The organism is Pelagicoccus sp. SDUM812002 (assembly GCF_031127835.1).
Taxonomy (GTDB): domain Bacteria; phylum Verrucomicrobiota; class Verrucomicrobiia; order Opitutales; family Opitutaceae; genus Pelagicoccus.
Genome location: NZ_JARXHX010000008.1, coordinates 35,529 through 53,042, shown reverse-complemented (window position 1 = coordinate 53,042; position 17,514 = coordinate 35,529). Strand labels below are relative to the sequence as shown.

General features: G+C 55.5%; 10 protein-coding genes. 2 read left to right on the top strand and 8 right to left on the bottom strand.

The annotated features are described in order from the left end of the window. Positions 1 to 111 precede the first annotated feature (111 nt). The 6 genes from QEH53_RS13025 to QEH53_RS13000 all read right to left on the bottom strand — a co-directional run bounded on the left by QEH53_RS13025 (position 112) and on the right by QEH53_RS13000 (position 10,856). On the bottom strand, positions 112 to 2,112 hold the full coding sequence (locus QEH53_RS13025; protein ID WP_309023642.1) for a prepilin peptidase: 2,001 nt from the start codon (positions 2,110 to 2,112) through the stop codon (positions 112 to 114). 8 nt (positions 2,113 to 2,120) lie between these two features. Further along, positions 2,121 to 4,271, bottom strand: coding sequence for a hypothetical protein (locus QEH53_RS13020; protein WP_309023641.1), 2,151 nt, complete (start codon positions 4,269 to 4,271; stop codon positions 2,121 to 2,123). Positions 4,272 to 4,277: 6 nt separating this feature from the next. Next, on the bottom strand, positions 4,278 to 6,107 hold the full coding sequence (locus QEH53_RS13015; RefSeq protein ID WP_309023640.1) for an efflux RND transporter periplasmic adaptor subunit: 1,830 nt from the start codon (positions 6,105 to 6,107) through the stop codon (positions 4,278 to 4,280). Between the two features lie 18 nt (positions 6,108 to 6,125). After that, a complete protein-coding gene (locus tag QEH53_RS13010; protein WP_309023639.1) occupies positions 6,126 to 6,860 on the bottom strand; it encodes an efflux RND transporter periplasmic adaptor subunit in 735 nt (244 codons plus the stop codon). A 2-nt stretch (positions 6,861 to 6,862) separates the two neighbouring features. Continuing rightward, positions 6,863 to 8,497 (bottom strand): TolC family protein, encoded by a 1,635-nt coding sequence (locus QEH53_RS13005; RefSeq protein WP_309023638.1) that lies wholly within the window; start codon positions 8,495 to 8,497, stop codon positions 6,863 to 6,865. 556 nt (positions 8,498 to 9,053) lie between these two features. Beyond that, positions 9,054 to 10,856 carry a CRTAC1 family protein gene (locus tag QEH53_RS13000; protein WP_309023637.1) on the bottom strand — a complete coding sequence of 601 codons (1,803 nt, stop codon included), beginning with the start codon at positions 10,854 to 10,856 and terminating at the stop codon, positions 9,054 to 9,056. Between the two features lie 71 nt (positions 10,857 to 10,927). On the opposite strand from QEH53_RS13000, the gene QEH53_RS12995 reads away from it, so the two are divergent. After that, the gene (locus tag QEH53_RS12995) at positions 10,928 to 12,034 is read left to right on the top strand and encodes a histidine kinase (protein ID WP_309023636.1); all 1,107 of its coding nucleotides are present in this window, start codon (positions 10,928 to 10,930) and stop codon (positions 12,032 to 12,034) included. Between the two features lie 15 nt (positions 12,035 to 12,049). Then, positions 12,050 to 12,814, top strand: coding sequence for a LytTR family DNA-binding domain-containing protein (locus QEH53_RS12990; RefSeq protein ID WP_309023635.1), 765 nt, complete (start codon positions 12,050 to 12,052; stop codon positions 12,812 to 12,814). Between the two features lie 100 nt (positions 12,815 to 12,914). Here QEH53_RS12990 and QEH53_RS12985 read toward each other — a convergent pair whose 3' ends face one another. Continuing rightward, positions 12,915 to 16,202 (bottom strand): VCBS repeat-containing protein, encoded by a 3,288-nt coding sequence (locus tag QEH53_RS12985; protein ID WP_309023634.1) that lies wholly within the window; start codon positions 16,200 to 16,202, stop codon positions 12,915 to 12,917. Between the two features lie 33 nt (positions 16,203 to 16,235). Next, positions 16,236 to 17,507: a vanadium-dependent haloperoxidase gene (locus QEH53_RS12980; protein ID WP_309023633.1), complete on the bottom strand. Its 1,272-nt coding sequence runs from the start codon at positions 17,505 to 17,507 to the stop codon at positions 16,236 to 16,238. Positions 17,508 to 17,514 lie beyond the last annotated feature (7 nt).

Sequence of the window (17,514 nt, the reverse complement as noted above, 5' to 3'; positions counted from 1 at the left end):
CTACGCCCAATATTAGCGGTGGTGAACTGGTGGATTAGGAGAGCGAGCAAGATAACATTCTCAATGCAAAAGGCTGGAGTAATTGTAAAATTCACGCTTTTTAAAATTCGTTTACAAACGCTCGAGGGTTCCACCTAGCAAATTCTTGCTGATTTCTGCATCTTGTTGAGCTACGAGTCGTCGTTGCCGTTCAGCTTGCTTTTCGGCATTTTGCTGCGCTCGCTTGAAGACTAATTTTGTCAAAAAGCGACTACCGGGCAGCTTCGCTCGGACGGCGCCTCGCATAATGCGCAGAACCCATTTCTGGCTTCGGCGTTGCGGCAGTTCATCATCTAGGCTGGCGAAGAGCCGCGAGCTTCCCTTGTCGCCTTGCCGCCCTGCTCGACCGCAAAGCTGGCGATCGACGCGTCCGGATTCATGTGCCTCGGTCAAAATGACATGCAGTCCCCCGCGCTCGGCCAATCCGGGACTGATGCGAATGTCCGTTCCGCGACCAGCCATGTTGGTGGCGATGGTAATCGATTTCGCTGAACCCGCGTCGCTGATGATCCTCGCCTCCTCTTCATGGCGAACCGCGTTGAGAACCGAAAAAAGCAATCCTCGCTGCTCCAGCATACGAGCCAGCCGCTCACTCGCCGAAACACTTCGCGTGCCGACCAGCACCGGTCGGTTTTCAGCATGCACCGCTACGATTTCGTCCACGATGGCCTGCCATTTCGCATCGTCGTTCGCGTAGAAACTTGCGGGCAAATCCTTGCGGCAATTCGGACGATAACGCGGCACCTCGATAAACGGTAATCCGTAAACTCGCCAACATTCGCTTCGCGCCTCGCGACCCGTTCCCGTGATTCCGCCAAGGTGACGAAAGTAGCGATAAAAACGCTGAAAACTCAGCCGCGCAATCGTCTCGGAAGGCGCGGATAGCTCGAGCTCCTCCTTCGCCTCGACTGCTTGGTGCAAACCCAGACGCCAGCTTCTTCCAGGCATCAAGCGTCCGGTAAACTCATCCACAATCACGACCTTGCCGTCCATGATTACGTATTGCTTGTCGCGCAGGAAGAAATGCCGCGCTTGCAAGGCTTGGTTCGCCAATTCGCTCACCCAGTCCGTCGCAGCGAGAAATCCACTTTGCTCAGAACACCAATTGGCGATCACTTCGCGTCCTGATTCGAGCAGTCGCGTTTCCCGAAAACGTTCAATGACTTCGTAATGTTCGCCGGGCAATAAACTCGCCGCTAACCGTTCGGCCGCCTGCGAGGCCTCGCGCAACACTTCGTTTTCCTGCTTTTGGCTGATAATCAGCGGCGTTACCGCTTCGTCGATCAATTGGTTGTCGGCCTCGTCAACGATCGCAGTGTGGATCCCGCGCAAGACATTTCCCGCCGGACGTATTTGTCCGCGAATCAAATGAGAGACCGCTCGACGTTCCGCATCGGAATTGGACCCGAGTAAAATCCGGTCGCGCAAAAAATCGGCGACGATTTCCTTGCCGGTGCAGTATACGATTGCGGCATCGTAGCGCTCGCGACGCTCATTGGCATCAAGTGGAGCGGTTATCGACGAGACCGTCAGTCCGCATGACTTATAAAAAACGCTTAGTGTCTCCGCGTCGCGCTCGGCGAGGTAGTCATTCGCTGTAATGATATGACAAGGACGGCCCGTCCATCCGGCGCCGACTGCCGCGAGGGCGATGGTCAAAGTCTTCCCTTCGCCGGTCGCCATCTCGGCAAGCTTGCGACGGCCAATCGCGAGCGCTCCCATTATTTGCGTGGGATAAGCGGCTAAGCTCGTTACGCGCCGCGCCTTCTCGACGATCACCGGCATGATCTCTTCTTGGACTTCCGTCCAACGTTCGCCGCCGAGCCTTCGCACTTTCGCTCGCGCTGCGTCGCGGAGCGCATCGAGATCGTGGCTTTGCAGCTCCTGCAATTTTTCTGCTTCGGCGTGCACGCGTTGGGCGATTCGCCAAAGCTCGCGGCTCTCCTTTTTGCGGGAACGCCAACTTCCCTCCCAACCATAAACCACAGCATCCAGACCTTTCGGAATTTCCGGAGGCGGCGTCACCTCCGTCCTACGAGCGTCGCCCAAGGGCGTACTAGCTGAATGCACCATCTCCACTACTATAGCTGAAAACGGCGTTGCAGCAACTGACGCAGGTCACGCGACCATTGCCAAAGCAACGGCTCGGGAGAAAGTTCAAATCGAGCTACGCCGGTGCGACCATGCCAAAGCTGGCGATCGGCGGCGGGGACTTTTGCGACCACGAGAAAAAACGGTTCCGCAGCGCGGAGGCCGGACTCGTCGTCGTATTTCACTTCTATATGCCCTCCGCCGGACCAACCAAGGGCCGCGCTAGGCAACAGCTCCTGCTTGCCGGGAATCACGCGGATTTCCGAAGGTATGAGCACTCGGCCCGCACTGCCGGGAAAACGGATTTCGCCCGCCCGGCTGGATAAATCAACCACCGCATCGGCATCGTCTTGCGAGATAACGGCCTGAAATTCCCAATCTCCCTCGGGCACGAGTTCGCCGAAGTTCGTTCCTCGAGGGAACCAGCGTCCTGTCATGTCGAGTTGGTCAGGCGACATCCACTTGCCATCGACTCGGGCAACGATCTGCAAACCTGCTTTTTCCGTTTGCAGTTCTTGTAGTCGTTTTTCCGCGACAGAGCGACGCTCCGCAAGCATAGCAAGCGCAGCTGGGTCTTCGTACATGGCTCGCCGCTCTTGGGCGGCGACTTGCTCGAGTTCAGACTCGATGGACTCGATCGCGAGCTCCAGCTCGGGACTTTCCAATCGAGCGACCACATCCCCCGCCTTCACACTTTCTGCTTCGGAACGCGACGAAACGACAAAGCCGCTCGCTCTCGAGATTACAAAGCTGGAATTTTCCGCCTTCAAAACGCCCTGTGCCCGAAAATGCCGTGGAGTGGGAATGATTCCGATCAATAAGACCAAAATCGCCAATACACCCGCAGTCACCCACCCCGCGCGACTCCGAACGCGTTCGATGCGGGGCTCGGCAACGAGATAGCGGATTCCCTGGATAAGCGGCCAAACGAACATGCCGGCGACCGTTATGATTGCCGAAAGTAGACCGAGACCGAAAAACTTATCCGCCACGAAAATGATAATCGAAAAGGTGATGAATACGCGGTAGATCCAGCTCGCGACCCCAAACAAGCTGAGCCAAGTCGCCTCCGCATTCCCTCTTGCAGGACTTTGCGAAAAACGGCCGCCGAACGGATAGCGTTCGACCAGATGCTTGAGCATGCGGGTGGCTCGTGGCTGCAAATTCGGCGAGTCGGTCAAATCGGACAATATATAATAGCCGTCGAATCGCAGCAGCGGATTTATATTAAAGAGCAGTGTCGAAACCGATGCGACAACCATGAGGTTGTAGGCCAAGGCGTTGATCAGCCCTGGACCCGTCGCTGCCCAAACAAAAGAAGCGATAGCCGCTAAGGCGATTTCCACGATCATACCGGCAGCTCCCACCCACACGCGTTTCCAACGCTCGCGAAAGGCCCAGGCAGCCGTCGCATCGACGTACGGCACAGGCGTAAAAACCAGCAAAGTGATACCCATGGCATGCACCTCCCCGCCCAAGCGTTTCACCGCAAACCCATGCCCGAACTCGTGCACCACCTTCGCCAGGGCGAACGCCAGGTAGAGTAGCGGTAAGTTCGCCGGATCCAGAACCCCGGTACTGGAATCGCTCAACCGCTCCCAATTCGAGACGACGACGCTCAGGCTCAAACCGGTTAAGATCAACCAAAACGCGGCACCGACCTTGTTGAGTAGCGGCTTCACAAACGGTAGGGTTCGCTCAAGAAAACCGTCGGGATCCCAGAGCTTTAGTCGCAGATAGAAAATACCGATCAAACGGGCTTTCCATTCGCGGGCTTTGCGCTTCTTCATCCGCTCAAAGAGCTGCTTTACGTCCGCTGGAGCATCGGAGATCACCAAATTCGCCGCGTAGAGCTGCGAAAGCATCTGCACGACTTCCCCCTGTCCGGGAGCTCGATCCTGATTTCGGTCGAGACAGTTCTTCCAAATGTCGTCAACGGTCCGCGCGCCATCGAGGCGGCCGATGAAGTCCCACGCCTCGGGACGAAACCGGAAATACTGGTCGCCATACGAGTCGTGGGCGATGTACCAGGTCTCACCGCGGAAGTACTGCTTGCGCACTTTCACGGAGGGACGAAGCCGTATCCGTTGCTTTGCTACGCGGTGCCAGGTATCGCTAAATAGATTACGCTCAGTCGACATCGCGGATTACCACCAAAGCTTCATTCTCAGGAAATCGACCAAGCGATGCGTCGCCCACCAGGCGAGCGTGCGCTCGCCGCCGTCGAGCTTTACGACGCCGCTCATGCCGGGACGCAGCCACTCAGCGTCTTCCATCAGACGAGCACGGATGATGAAAAAGTTTCCTTCGCTTTCTGGCACGGCACCTGGCTCGATACGCTCGATTTCGATTGGGAATCGCTCATCTGGACGGCTGGCAAAGGCGAGTTCGCCAATCCGCTTGTCGGAAAGCAAATCGATGTCCCGTTCGGGCAGCTTGATCTCGACGAACAGTCCCTCGAGCTTAGCCACTTGCATCAGCACCGCGCCCTGCTCCATCGGCGCGCCGATCCGGTCGCGTAAGTCTCCAGCAATCACCACCCCATCAAACGGCGAGCGAATCGATGCGCGGTCTAGACGAAAGCGGACCAACGCCAAGCGAGCCCGCGCCTGCTCAGCCATCGCTTTCGCCACCCGCAAGTCTGCAGGCTTTGATTCCGCTTCCGCTCGTTCGGCTTCCGTCTGGTAACGTTGAATTTCAGCGAGAGCGTCAGCCTCTTGCACGCGAAGATCGCCGCGGTCGAATTCGACCAATGGATCCCCCGCATTAACCTCGTCGCCGGGCCTGACGTTCACTTCAGCCAAGTAGCCTTCAAATGGAGCAGGCAAATGAGCAGACCGCTCCGGACGAACGATAAACGTGCCGTCTACATTGTAGGCGATCGGTACCGTCAAGCTCACTATCAGAAGGATCATTCCAGTCAAAGCGGCTACCTTCATCCAAGTGTGCTTCGGACCCACAAGCTTCGATAAGCCTTTTCTCCAACCGCGTGCCCAGCGAGCTCCAAACCAGCGATCACGCTGCTTAAGATCATTTAGGTAACGGGCCGTCTGGTCGCCAATAACACGAAGTCCCAAGGCATCTTCTTCCGAAAAGGTCGCGGCTTCGCGCTCGAGTAAAAGCACTCCGCAAGTCTCACCGTCCACGCGCAGCGGCGTGGAGAGCAATCCTTTTAGGTGCTGTTCATGCCCGTAGCTTTCGTGGTCGCGAGCGATGACGTCGCTCTCAGGCAACGGTGGCCAAAAAATCTCGTCCTCTTGATCGCGAGCTTCCTCCATCGCGGCCTCCAAGCGCTGCACGCTTTGCTTGGCGCGCTCAAACTTTTCAGTGCCACTCATCGCAACCGCTTTGACGTACGGAGACTCAACCCAACCAAAGGTCACGCGGGTCGCTTCGAAACGATTCGCCGCTTCGTTGACGAGCGCCATGGTCGCGGAGCTGAAACGTCGCTGAGCATTCACCGCAGCCAAGACCTCGAGCGCTCGGCCCGTACGTGCCATTTCGTCCTCGAGCTGGCGCTGACGCAACTGCTTAAGATAGAGCCGCGGCGTATCCGCCAAGAAAGACATCGCGCACAAGCAAGCTGCTAAGCTGCCTTCGCTGCCGACCGTTAACTCGAGTTCGAGCAAACTATTCGACGGGCCGTCCTCAGTCTCGAGCCGAGCAAAGACTAAACGCTTCAGACCCCCGAGACTGATTTGCCCGAAGCCTTCGGTGAACGCGCTCTGCGATAATTGATTAAACTGGCGCTCCGACGTGCGACTAGCGGTTTGAGCGCCTGCTGGCCACGCCCCAAGGGCACGCCACTGCTCTCCAAAACGAACGAGAGCACGGCTGCGGCTGGCACCCGCTATCTCCGCCGCAACTTCACAGAACAATGTCCAAAATTCGTCGGGTGGCCCTTCGAAAAATCGGCAATGTTCCAGCTTGCGGCGAGACTCGGAAGAAAGCGAAAGTTGAGAGATCGGTTGGTCCATGGCGTTCGGTCTCTACGATTAACCTTCGAGTGCGATCTTCGCTCGTAGTCCTGCTTTCACTACATGGTCTGGGTTATCGATTAGCACGCGGACGCGCATCAGACCGCTCGCTGCATCGACTCGGGGATCAACAAAGTCGATCTTGCCGGTGAAGCTTCTTTCTGTATCCAAATCCGGGAAGACCACGTCCGCCGCAGCGCCGACTTCGAGCGAGCCGAGGTCTTCCGCCTTCGCGTAGAACTGAATGTATAGCTTCTCGATATCGACAACGATGTAGACGGACTCGTTTGGCGTAACCATTTCGCCAACTTCCGCATGACGCTCCACGACGATACCGCTTATTGGCGCCTTGATTCTGCGAAGCTCGAACTGCTCGCGGGCGATCTCGTACTCAAGACTCGCGAGGTCCAACTCGATCTTACGATCAAGCATCTCATCTTCACTGATAAGTTTATCGCGAAAGAGGTTTTGCGTTCCTTTGTATTCAAATTCCTTCTTCTCGCGAGCAGCCTTAGCTCGATCCATCTGTAGCTCCTCGACGCGCGAAAACAACCGTGTTAGAAGATCGCCTTCCTTCACTTCGTCGCCTTCGCTCGCGCCTTGCTCGATAATCTGGCCTTGGACCGGACTGGAAACCGTCACCTCACGAAATGGCAACGCAAGCCCGTCGTACTGCTTTGCGGAAACGCCTTGCTCCGTCGCCAACGAGATGATTGCGCAAACCGCGAATGTAGAAAGAACCGAGCCTTGCATGATCAGCTTCCTTCTCCTTCGATGGTCACGTTGAAACCAAGCTCCTCTGGAAGCACGCCGAGCACTAAGTAAAGTTGCGTCACCGCTTTTTGGATATCCACCTCAGCGGCCAAGGCACGCGTCCGCACAAAGCTCAGCTCGCGTTGCTGATTGAGCACATTGTAGCTGGTGGTCATGCCGGATTCGAGACGGCGTTGCTCGGCCGAAAATGCCTCTTCAGCGAAGCGCACCGCATCGTCGATCAAAGCCCGTCGATCCTGAGCCGACTGGACGCTGTCGATCGCATTATCGAGAGCAGTCATCAATTGAATCTCGGTGCTCTTGATTTCGTAAAGGGCCTGCATTTTGCGTTGCTCAGCGACCGCAGCACGGGCCTTGTCCGCCTTGCGTTCGAGCGGAATCGAGAAGACGAGGCCGAACCCCCAATCCGGATCATCACGATTCCCGAAATCATCATAAGCGTTTTCGAAATTGCCTCCTAGGCCATTGTATCCAAGCGACAACTTCAAGTCTACCTGCGGGTACGCGAGGTTCTTCGCGTACTTTACGCGAACGTCTTCCGCTTCCGCCGCTTCGAGTGCAGCTTGATAGATCGGGCTATTTTCCAGCATTTCGTTCGCAAGCGTATCGCGATTAAGTAGTGGAATCGAAAGCAGCCCTTCCGCATCGGATACAGAAAATTCCTTTTCCCCGAATGGCATCGTTCCACCGGTCAATTCCCTCAGCGTGTTCAAACGCGTCGAGTAGAATGTCTCCGCACCGAGCACTTCTTCACCCGTTTCCGCGACTCGCACCTGAGCTTGGGAAACGTCGATCGGCGACATCATTCCTTCATCCACTCGACGTTGGTTCTCTTTAAGAAGCGTATTCGCCAACACTTGGGAGTCCTTCTTCACACGAATGTTCTCCTGGGCGAATTCGCTTTCGAAAATCGCGTTCAGCACCTGGCCAACCATTTGGTTGAGGGTGGCACGCGTTTCGTACGTCGCCGTGTTGATAGCGGAATATTGCAGGCGGACCTCAGCCAGGTTAGCATTCGCGCCGAATCCTCGGGCCAGTGGTTGGGTAACGGTCAACGCCGCGACAGATTGATGCTCCGGGCCGTAGAGCGAAGAGGCACGGCGATTGTACGTATTGTCGATGTAGGTTGCACTGGTGGAGATTTCGTATTGGGTACCCAATGACAAGCGCCCGCCGATACCAGCTTGATAGGTCGCAGTTTCTTCGTCGAATATGCGGGCGGCTTGCCCCACTCCAAGGAATTCTCGCTGGTTCAGAGCGCGATTCGAACTGTCGTACCTTGCGGACGCAGAAAAGACAGGCGTGAACGCTCCCTTAGAAACCACTAGCTGACTTTCGTTGATTGTGATGTCTAAACGCTTTGCTTGCAGCGAAAGGTTATCCTTAAGGGCAGCAGCAACCACAGCCTGAGGAGAAACGATATCTCCAGCAGATACGGACTCCGCCTCGCCTTGAGCCAGTACCGCCGTAGGCGAAACCATGGCAGCAAACGCCATGAGTGATGTCGCAAGGATACTTGTCCCTATTTTGGATGCAAACGTGCGATTTGCCTCGTCAGTTTGTGTAGGTTGACCAGTCCGAGACAAAGTCCCGTTCATGCATGTGAGATTGTTCATTCGCTCAGCTCGAAGTTGTTTTAGGCACAGAAAGAGCTAGGTAAGGAGGCCGCGAATTACTCATCTGGCAATGAAGAATTCACTCTACACCATGCGTTTATGTTTTTTTAGCGAGTGTATCCACAGTAGCTGTACACAGAAACTAGCCTAGACACCCTAAGCTAAATAATAATAGCTAATCGCAATCCCCTAAACATGGTCTCAATCGCCAAACAGCTCCGAATAGCTTCCAGAGGCTAAAAATAGTAACCTATTTGACGATATCTTCAGCTCATTGCGGAAATGAGGAAAAGATTTCGAGTAAGTACTATGCCGAACAGCGGTTTATTCCGAAATTCCGGTTTGACCTCCAAGTGTCAAACTGGTGTCATAGTAAACGTTAGGTCTCTCCAATTGAGACACTTATGAAAGCCCAAAAGTGTCTTCCAAACTGGTTGCGTCGGTTCGATTCCGTCTACCCGCACCACTTTCCATGGCTTAGCGCCTCAGGCGCTAAGCCTTTTTCGTTCTGGGAATAGATGCAGGTTCATTCTCCTTACCCTTCGCCAGTTCTGTCTCACCTTGGAGCGCGAGCTGCCAACTCCTCCCGACCAGGAGCGACTCCTTGGCCTTCCACCAGCACAACGAGTTCCCGTAGAGGGATTGTTTCAAACCGCTCCACCAAGCCATTCGGCCACCTGACGATCGCCTCGCGCACCTTCCAGGCCTTACCCAAACCAAAAGTCAGCAGCGACTCCGATTGCGAAAGATAACTCCGAGTCGGCATCACCCTTCTGCTGAGCGAGCGATTCCCGATTCTTAACTCTACTTCAGCTCCAATAGCGTCCCGGTTGCTCTCAGTACCCACAAGTTGTATACGTACCCAATTGTTCTCGCCGCCGCTACGACTCTGCAGGAGCAGCGGCCGCCCCCCGTTTTGCGTTATCACGAAATCGAGAGCTCCATCTCCATTGAAATCAGCGAAGGCGGCCCCCCTGCCCACTACCGGCTGAAACAAGTCCCTGTTCCCCGCCTCCTCCGCAATCGGTACGAAGCGTCGCTCCATCCTCGCCCCGCCATTCCAAAACAATTGGGCAGATCTGCGAAAGTCCCTGCCTTCTTCGAGCTGGTTGATCCTGCGCTCGAGGTAGCCATTTACCGCCAGCATGTCGAGCCGACCGTCTAGATCGCAATCGAAGAAAAACATTCCGAAGCGCTGCAAGGCGGCCTCGTTGTCTTCAGCCCCAATCCCTTCTGAGAAGATCAACTCGTCACCCAGACTCTGGTAGTACTTCGAAAACTCGTTGGCAAAGCTGCCGACCCCTTCGCCCAGCAATCCTTCGTTCTCCAAGCGGACCGCATCGATACCCATCGACTGACTGTTCGCGCCCAAAGCCTCCAAACTCCCGCTCGCCTCCTCGAAACGGCCATCCTTTACGTTTCGAAAAAGGAAGTTCTCGCGATCGTGATTCGCGATCACCAGATCCAGCCAACCATCATTATCAACGTCAACCGGAGCCACCGCGAGCGAGCGAGCGAGCGGAAATCCTGTATCAGGGTCGATCAGCTCGAAGCCATTATCGCGAGCCACCTCCCGAAAGGTTCCATCCCCATTATTTAGATACAAGTAAGGGAAGGTCCCGGTGAAGTTTACCTGCGGTCCATATCCATGCCCAATTCCCGCGAGCTTGAACGACATTTCGATACCCAACTCCCTGGGCCACCGCACGTAATTGCAAACGAAGAGATCAAGCAAACCATCACGGTCAAAGTCTACCCAAGCCGCGCTCGAGCTCCAATCGTTTGCTATGCCCGAGACGCCGGCCGAAGTGCTGACATCCGTAAACTGCTTTCCACCAATATTTCGAAAAAGACGATTTTCCCCCACCGCCGTAACGAATACGTCAACCCAACCGTCGTTGTCGTAGTCACCCACTGCGACCCCCATCCCATAGAGCGACACTGCCAAACCAAATTCTTTCGTCCCGTCCCTAAACGAACCGTACCCATCGTTTATATACAAAGCCAACGTCGTATCCCTTTCAAAGTTCTTTCCCTCCCATGGCCAGTAGGTCGAATTCACGAAAAGCAAGTCTTGGTCACCATCCCGATCGCAGTCGAAAAAAGCTACGCCGCTTCCCATCGACTCTGGCAACAGGTCATCCGAACTCGCCCCATTATTGTGCACGAAATCAATTCCAGCGGCCTGCGTCACCTCTTGAAATTCGAGTTCAGGTGGGCGCTCGGACAAAAGTCCGGACGAAAATAGCCAAAAGCACGAAACCACTAAAACGATAGAGCCCAACAAGGTGAAGCAAAGCAGCGGCAGCGATGGGCCGCCCTCTTGCGAGGACCCCGATTTCTGTACCTGTTTTTCCATCACAAACGCATTCCAGTCGACCTCATAAAAAGGCTAGCCAATCACCCATTGCGAGTGTTTTCCTTGACCCCGTGGCCACCTCCGAGACCGATTCGAAATCCCCATCCAGCCGAGGTGGCACGAAGTCCTTCGTTTTGCTGTTCCTGCTCTGGACCGCAGTCGGACTCTCATTCGCCAGCCAGTTCTACCTTTCCAGCTCTCTTTCCGGGAGACCGGTATCATGGGGCCAAGCGATATCCTACTCCCTGGCCGATTGGTACGTGTGGGCCTTGCTTTCCCTCATCGTGCTTCGACTCGCCCACCGCGTCCCAATCGAACGCCTTCGTTGGTCACGGCACATGCTGGTCCACCTCATCGCCAGCATTCTCATCGCTCTCGCCTACGCCTTCATTCGCGCCTTGGTCGCTCAAGCCCAGACTTGGCTAATCGGAGACTACGCATCCTTTCCTCAAGTCGCCGAACCGCTCCTATTCAAGACCTACCTTTTCAACTTCATCGTGTACTGGGTCATCCTCTCAGTCGCCCAAGCATTCGACTATTACCGAAAGTACCACGAACGCGAGCTCGCCACCCTTGAGCTGGAAAGAAGCCTCTCCGAAGCTCGCCTTCAAGCCCTGCAGACTCAGCTCAATCCGCACTTTCTCTTCAACGCCATGCATAGCATCTCGGCTCTCATGCACAGCGACGTCGATGCGGCGGACTCCATGCTCGCCCGCCTTTCCGAGCTGCTACGCCTCACGCTTAAAACAGACGGAGCCCAAACCATCTCCCTAACGCAAGAGCTCGCTATCCTCGAACGCTACCTCGACATCGAGCGCGTTCGCTTCGGCGACCGACTCACCATCGAGACCCGCATCGCTCCCGAAACACGGGACTGCAAAGTTCCATCTCTCATCCTGCAACCCGTAGTTGAGAACTCCCTACGTCACGGCATCGCTCCACACGCCAGACCTGGCACCTTGCTCATAACTTCCGAACTGATCTCCGGAACGCTTCGCATCACCGTTTCCGACAACGGTGGTGGCTTGCCAGAGCAAATCAAACGGGGTATCGGTCTTTCCAATACCAGCGCCCGTCTCGCGGAGCTCTACGGAGACCAACAGTCGTTCTCGATTTCCAACAATACCGAATCCCCCGGCACCACGGCCATACTGAGCCTACCCGCCCGTCAAACTTAACCCCCTCACACCCGCATGCGTTGCCTCATTATCGACGACGAATCCCTCGCCCGTAGCCGCCTCCGCTCGCTCATCGAAGCGGATGGTCGCGTGACCGTGGCAGACGAAGCCTCGGACGGAGCGAGCGCGTTGGAGAAGATTGCCGAGCACAAGCCGGATCTCGTCTTCCTCGACATCCAAATGCCCGAGCTCACCGGAATCGAGGTCGCGACACGCCTCCAAGACTCGGATCTCCCCCTGCCCATTATCATTTTCGTTACCGCATACGACGAATTCGCGCTCAAGGCTTTCGACCTGCACGCCATAGACTATCTTCTCAAACCGTTCGACCGATCCCGCTTCGTCACTGCCCTAGAGAAAGCGATCGGAGCCCACCAGTCCCGCGATTCCGCAGACCTACAGAAGCAGCTCGCATCCCTCATTTCCACCTACAATCCGGCACCTCCCGTTTCCGTAGATAGACTCCCCATCAAGTCGGAAGGCAAGATCCTGCTTCTTCCCGTCGACGCGATCAACTATATCTCCGCCGCTAACAACTACGTCGAGATTCACGCCGAAAACGCCACCCATCTCATGCGCGAAACACTCAGCGCTCTCGAAGCCCAGCTCGATCCAAAAAAGTTTCTCCGCATTTCACGATCTTCGATCGTGTCCATAAACAGAATACGTGAGATCCATCCACTTTTTCACGGCGAACACACTCTCGTCCTCTCGACCGGTACAAAACTCACAGCCTCCCGCTCCTACCGAGACGCCCTTAAGCCCTTCCTTGGCAAGTAGCTAAGCTCTACCTTGTTCGTAGGGCGCGGCGCTCGCGCCCTACGGGTTTCAGGCTTAACAAAGGAGAGCTAAAAGCACAACCTCCTCCTTCACCTAGCCATCACTCAACCGGCGTGAAGAAGTAGAGCGGACCGCTTGTTCGAGCGACGAGCAAGCCCGGCTTACCATTCTTGCTCGGCAATATAGCCAAAGCCCGCGTCTCGCCAGGTACGCTGATGCCGCTCTGGTTAGGCCACATCGGCTCAAAAGAGCCTTTTCCATCTCCTGCTAGTAAGATACCTAGGCCGCCATCGAAGCGGCCCGTACTCGGCTCAGCGCCGAAATTATTTCCTGCGCAAAACACATCGAGATTTCCGTCTCCGTCAAAGTCACTGATCGAAATCGCATGTACCGGAGCGGCTTGCGCCTCGGAACCCAATCGTTCGAAGGTGAACGTTCCATCCGCGTTTTGAAAAAATACGCCGCTACCCAGCTCCGTAGCCTCCAAACGTCGCGTTCTTCCTAGCTGCTCAACCGTGAAAATCTCGTCGACCGAAGCGCGCGAGTAGTCTTGGTAGGTAGCAAACTTGTTCGGCAACCAAGGAAAGGCATAGGCCAGTTTGCTGCGACCGCGCACTGGGCACAATCTCCCGCTATCGTATTGAGCCTCCACGATATGGTTGCGGCCCTGGCCACCGAAATCGCCGACCAGAACAACCGTCGGCTCCTCCGTCGAAGCATGATACTTCGTATTCAAACCTACATTACCCGCTACGATATCAAGACGGCCGTCTCCGTTCAGATCCTCTACCGCTACAGCGCTCCACCAACCCTTGTAAGGCGCTAGCCCCAAGGCTGAGCTTCTATCTTGGAAGGACTTTCCGTCATTCGCGAAACAGGTAATCGGCCCCCATTCGATCGCGAGCAACAAGTCGACCTTTCCGTCGGCGTCGATATCACTGAAGGCCGCATCCGTAACCATGCCCACGTCCTTCAATCCGGGAGCCCAAGCCTCCGTCACATCGGTGAACGTTCCGCCGTCATTGCGAAATAAAAAGCTTCTCGGCGTCTCCGGCCATTTTCCAGGAACGAAACGCCCTCCGACAAAAAGATCCATATCGCCGTCACCGTCGAAGTCAGCAGCTGCCACTGCTCCCGTCGCTTCGCCCTCAGCAGGCAACGCCGAACCCGCGAGCGTAAACGATCCGTTGCCATCGTTGAGGTAAAGTCGGTCGACCAACAGCGCGTCGCCACGTTCTGGCTTCACGCCGCTGGCGGCCACATACAAGTCCGGAACTTGGTCACCATTAGCGTCAAAAAAGATAGCGGCCACATCGTCCGCCTCCGCTTCGTTCGCCCAGGCTTGACTAGAGCTTTTTTTATAAACTCCAGAACTCGTTCCGAGATAAAGCACGCCCGCTTGTCCTGCCGGACCGGATACGAATATATCGATATACCCATCCCCATCGACGTCGCTCGCAGCTAAAGCAGGCCCTTGTCCATTCAAGCGGCGGGGCAACAGGCGCTGGCGGCTTAGCTCGTCAACATTCCGCAAGTCGCTTTCGAACTCCAAGCCGTGCTGTTGAGCAGATTCGGAAAACAAAGCGTCAGGATTTCGCGCGGTCGCTACCACTGCGGGGTTGAGCACAGGGTTATCAATCGCCGGCTCATTGATCACTACTCGATGCCCTGCGGGCAAGTCTTCCAACACTGACATTTGTCCACGGGGCCAACGCACCGTTAACTGTGAAACTTCCTCTTCATCACCCAATCCGAAGTAAGCCAGTACCGGCTCGCTGGATACAATTCCGCGCTCTCCGTAGAGCTGTCGCACCTGCTTCCCGGATTGCGTTTCGATCGTAATCTCCGCTCCGACGCCACGTCGATTCGGGGCGTCGCCTTCGAGCTCGACTACGAATCGATTACCGGACGTGAAGTCGTTGCGTACTATTGACGGCGGCTCATTGTAATTTGAGTAAACAAGATCCAGGTCACCATCTCCATCCATATCCGCCGTGACACAGCCAAAAGAGATTCCGTCATGGTCTATTCCCCACTCTTTGGATACATCTTCAAAGGTTAGGTTTCCATTGTTCCGGAACATCATATTCGTCTCGTTCCTCGGAGGAGCGTTCTTCCAGACAGCCGCTCGAGCTTGCAGCGTTCGGGCCACGTTCTGCTTGTCTATCAAATCCGCATCGATGAAGTTGCGAATCATCCCGGTCGTAAACATGACGTCGATCAGGCCGTCGCAATCGAAGTCGCCCATACGCGTAGCCCAAGTCCATCCCGTCGCCTCCATGCCTGCCATATGAGCAATTTCCTTGTAGCGATCGTTTCCAGCATTGAGATAGAGCGCGTTCCACATGTATTGGGGAATCAAATCCGCCACCCGCTCCATGTCCCACAAACCGCGACCCATCTCCTCCATCCCCGCCACGTACTCCTGTCGTGTCCGGTCACGCATGTCCGCTACGAAGTAGTCAACTAAGCCATCGTTGTTCAAATCGCCAGAATCGGCCCCCATGGAAAAGTAAGTCACGTGCTGTAGTCTTTCATCAACTACATCGACGAACGATCCGTTTCCTTCGTTCAAGTAGAAGCGATCCGGCGTTTCGAAATCGTTGGCCACATATACATCCGGCCAACCATCTTGGTTGGCGTCGAACCAGATCGCGGTGTGGCCTTGGGTCTTCCCCCAGATGCCCGAGCGAGCGGTCACGTCCAGAAACTGTCCGTCTCCGAGATTTTCCATCAAGTAATCGCGACTGCCTTGCGGGCTCACCGAAAAGTCTAGGATATTGGTCACGATGTAGCAGTCCAAATCGCCGTCGCGGTCGTAGTCGGCGAAGCTCGCATGAACCGAAGCATCGTTGATATCGAGTCCGTACTCGGCCGCCCGTTCCTCGAAGGTCGCGTCGCCATTGTTCACAAAGAGCAGATTCGGCGCGTCATAGCGACAAAGGTAGATATCCATCCAACCGTCTTGGTTGATGTCCACAGCGGCCGCTCCTGCCTTGCCATTGATCATCTCATCCGCAGCCACCCCTGCAACACGGGCGATATCTACAAACTTGTAGTCCACAGTCTGCAAGTAGAGCGAACAGGGCCCGTTCTTTGATACGGAGTAAATGTCCAAACGCCCGTCCATGTCGAAGTCTGCCACCGCAACACCCGTCTCCAATGCGCCCAAGGTCAGCTCGCGAAATAAGCGGCCCCACATCCGTGGGTCGTTGTATTCGTTGCGAGACGTTATAGCCGTGCTCTCAGGTTCGAGGCGCAGGAAAGGCGTTCCCTGTTCCTCTGCTTGAGAGAGCGGGCGAAGCTTTTTCAGGGTATAGCTTGTATCAGCGTGTATTAAAGATACAGATACAAGAATGATTGGTAGAATAGGGAACGGGTTTCTCATGGCGTAAAGGGGTAGGATTTCTAAGTTGGCGTCTTATTTCGTTTTCTGAAGGGTGTTTTCGAAGATCCAGTCGGCGACCGCGAGGCCCGCTTTTTGTCCTTCGATGTTGTCGGACATCACGTGGATACCACCCCAAACGCGGCTCATACCAACCTCGCGTCGGGCATCGGATAGCTTTTCGTAATGCCGCACCGCACCCGGCAGGCCATCCGAGTTCACTGAGAAAGAAATGTCGTCTCTGCCCACGCAATGCTCGATCATGCGCGACATGGCGGCGGTATAGGTGCTGTGCCCCGAAGTGTAGGACGGGAAGGCAGGGGAAGGCATGTTTGGGATGAAATCAGGGTTTTGCAGGGCAACTGGGTTGTCCTCCTCACGAATTTCGCGAATTGCCGTTTCAGGGCGCCAAGTGCTGTAGTAGTACTTGGTCTCCCAAGCGGTGATGCCTGCGTCTGCTCCAGCGATGTTGAGCATAGCAAAAATGTAAGCGGTCCGATAGACGTCCTCGTCGATCCCCTCTCCACGCACTATCGTTCGGCAAATTTCGTTCCAGTGTCCCGGAGGCGTGGCCGAGCCCAGATCGTCCGCCCAGAACGGAGTGCTGAGAGTTTGATACTCTGTACGCTCCGCACCGTCGCGCGGCCCAACCTTGTTTACGAAGGCGATTTCCTGGGCGTATTCCTTGGAATCATGCGAGAGTGGCGGCGGAGCGCGGAACTGCTTGGAAGATTCGAGAGCGAAAGGCTCAACCTCGCCGAGTCGGGGAGTCACCGGCGGACGGAAGCCCGGAGGCGTTTCGCGCCACTTGCCGATCTCGCTACTCACGTAGCTGCCCTGACTAGGCAAACCAAGTCCAGCCGTCGAACGCTTCTCAAGAACGCGGCGCGCTACTTCTTCACCCCAAGCGATTCCCGCATCTCGAGACTCTCCTTCCGGTACCTCCGAGAGAGCAGTTTGGTAGGCGAGCTCGATCACTCGCGGATTCGCCACGTTGCCCCAAAGCTGACTCAGTATTAAGTGGCCTGCAGCCGCTAGGGCAGCTTCCAGGTTAGCACCATCAGGAGCCTTTTCGTTCACCAACCAACCTTCACGCTTCCTTTCGAAGCTGTTGGCAATATCGAACAGGGCGATATGAAAGGTCGCGAAGTGGATGCCCGCGACTGGCGGCGGATTACGCGATAGACGCGTAGCGTTAACCACTTGGTTATTCCAGAAAAGAATGGGGTTCTCCGCTGCAGTAGAGGGACTTGCTGTAACTATAATTCCTATACATATAAACAGTAGAGCTCGAATCTTATGTTTCATAAGGAGT

Excerpts from the sequence above, each read along its gene's own strand:
- QEH53_RS13010 (WP_309023639.1), bottom strand. The coding sequence starts at position 6,860 with ATGCAAGGCTCGGTTCTTTCTACATTCGCGGTTTGCGCAATCATCTCG.
- QEH53_RS12985 (WP_309023634.1), bottom strand. The coding sequence starts at position 16,202 with ATGAGAAACCCGTTCCCTATTCTACCAATCATTCTTGTATCTGTATCT.
- QEH53_RS12980 (WP_309023633.1), bottom strand. The coding sequence starts at position 17,507 with ATGAAACATAAGATTCGAGCTCTACTGTTTATATGTATAGGAATTATA.
- QEH53_RS13025 (WP_309023642.1), bottom strand. The coding sequence starts at position 2,112 with ATGGTGCATTCAGCTAGTACGCCCTTGGGCGACGCTCGTAGGACGGAG.
- QEH53_RS13020 (WP_309023641.1), bottom strand. The coding sequence starts at position 4,271 with ATGTCGACTGAGCGTAATCTATTTAGCGATACCTGGCACCGCGTAGCA.
- QEH53_RS13005 (WP_309023638.1), bottom strand. The coding sequence starts at position 8,497 with ATGAACAATCTCACATGCATGAACGGGACTTTGTCTCGGACTGGTCAA.
- QEH53_RS12990 (WP_309023635.1), top strand. The coding sequence starts at position 12,050 with ATGCGTTGCCTCATTATCGACGACGAATCCCTCGCCCGTAGCCGCCTC.
- QEH53_RS13015 (WP_309023640.1), bottom strand. The coding sequence starts at position 6,107 with ATGGACCAACCGATCTCTCAACTTTCGCTTTCTTCCGAGTCTCGCCGC.
- QEH53_RS13000 (WP_309023637.1), bottom strand. The coding sequence starts at position 10,856 with ATGGAAAAACAGGTACAGAAATCGGGGTCCTCGCAAGAGGGCGGCCCA.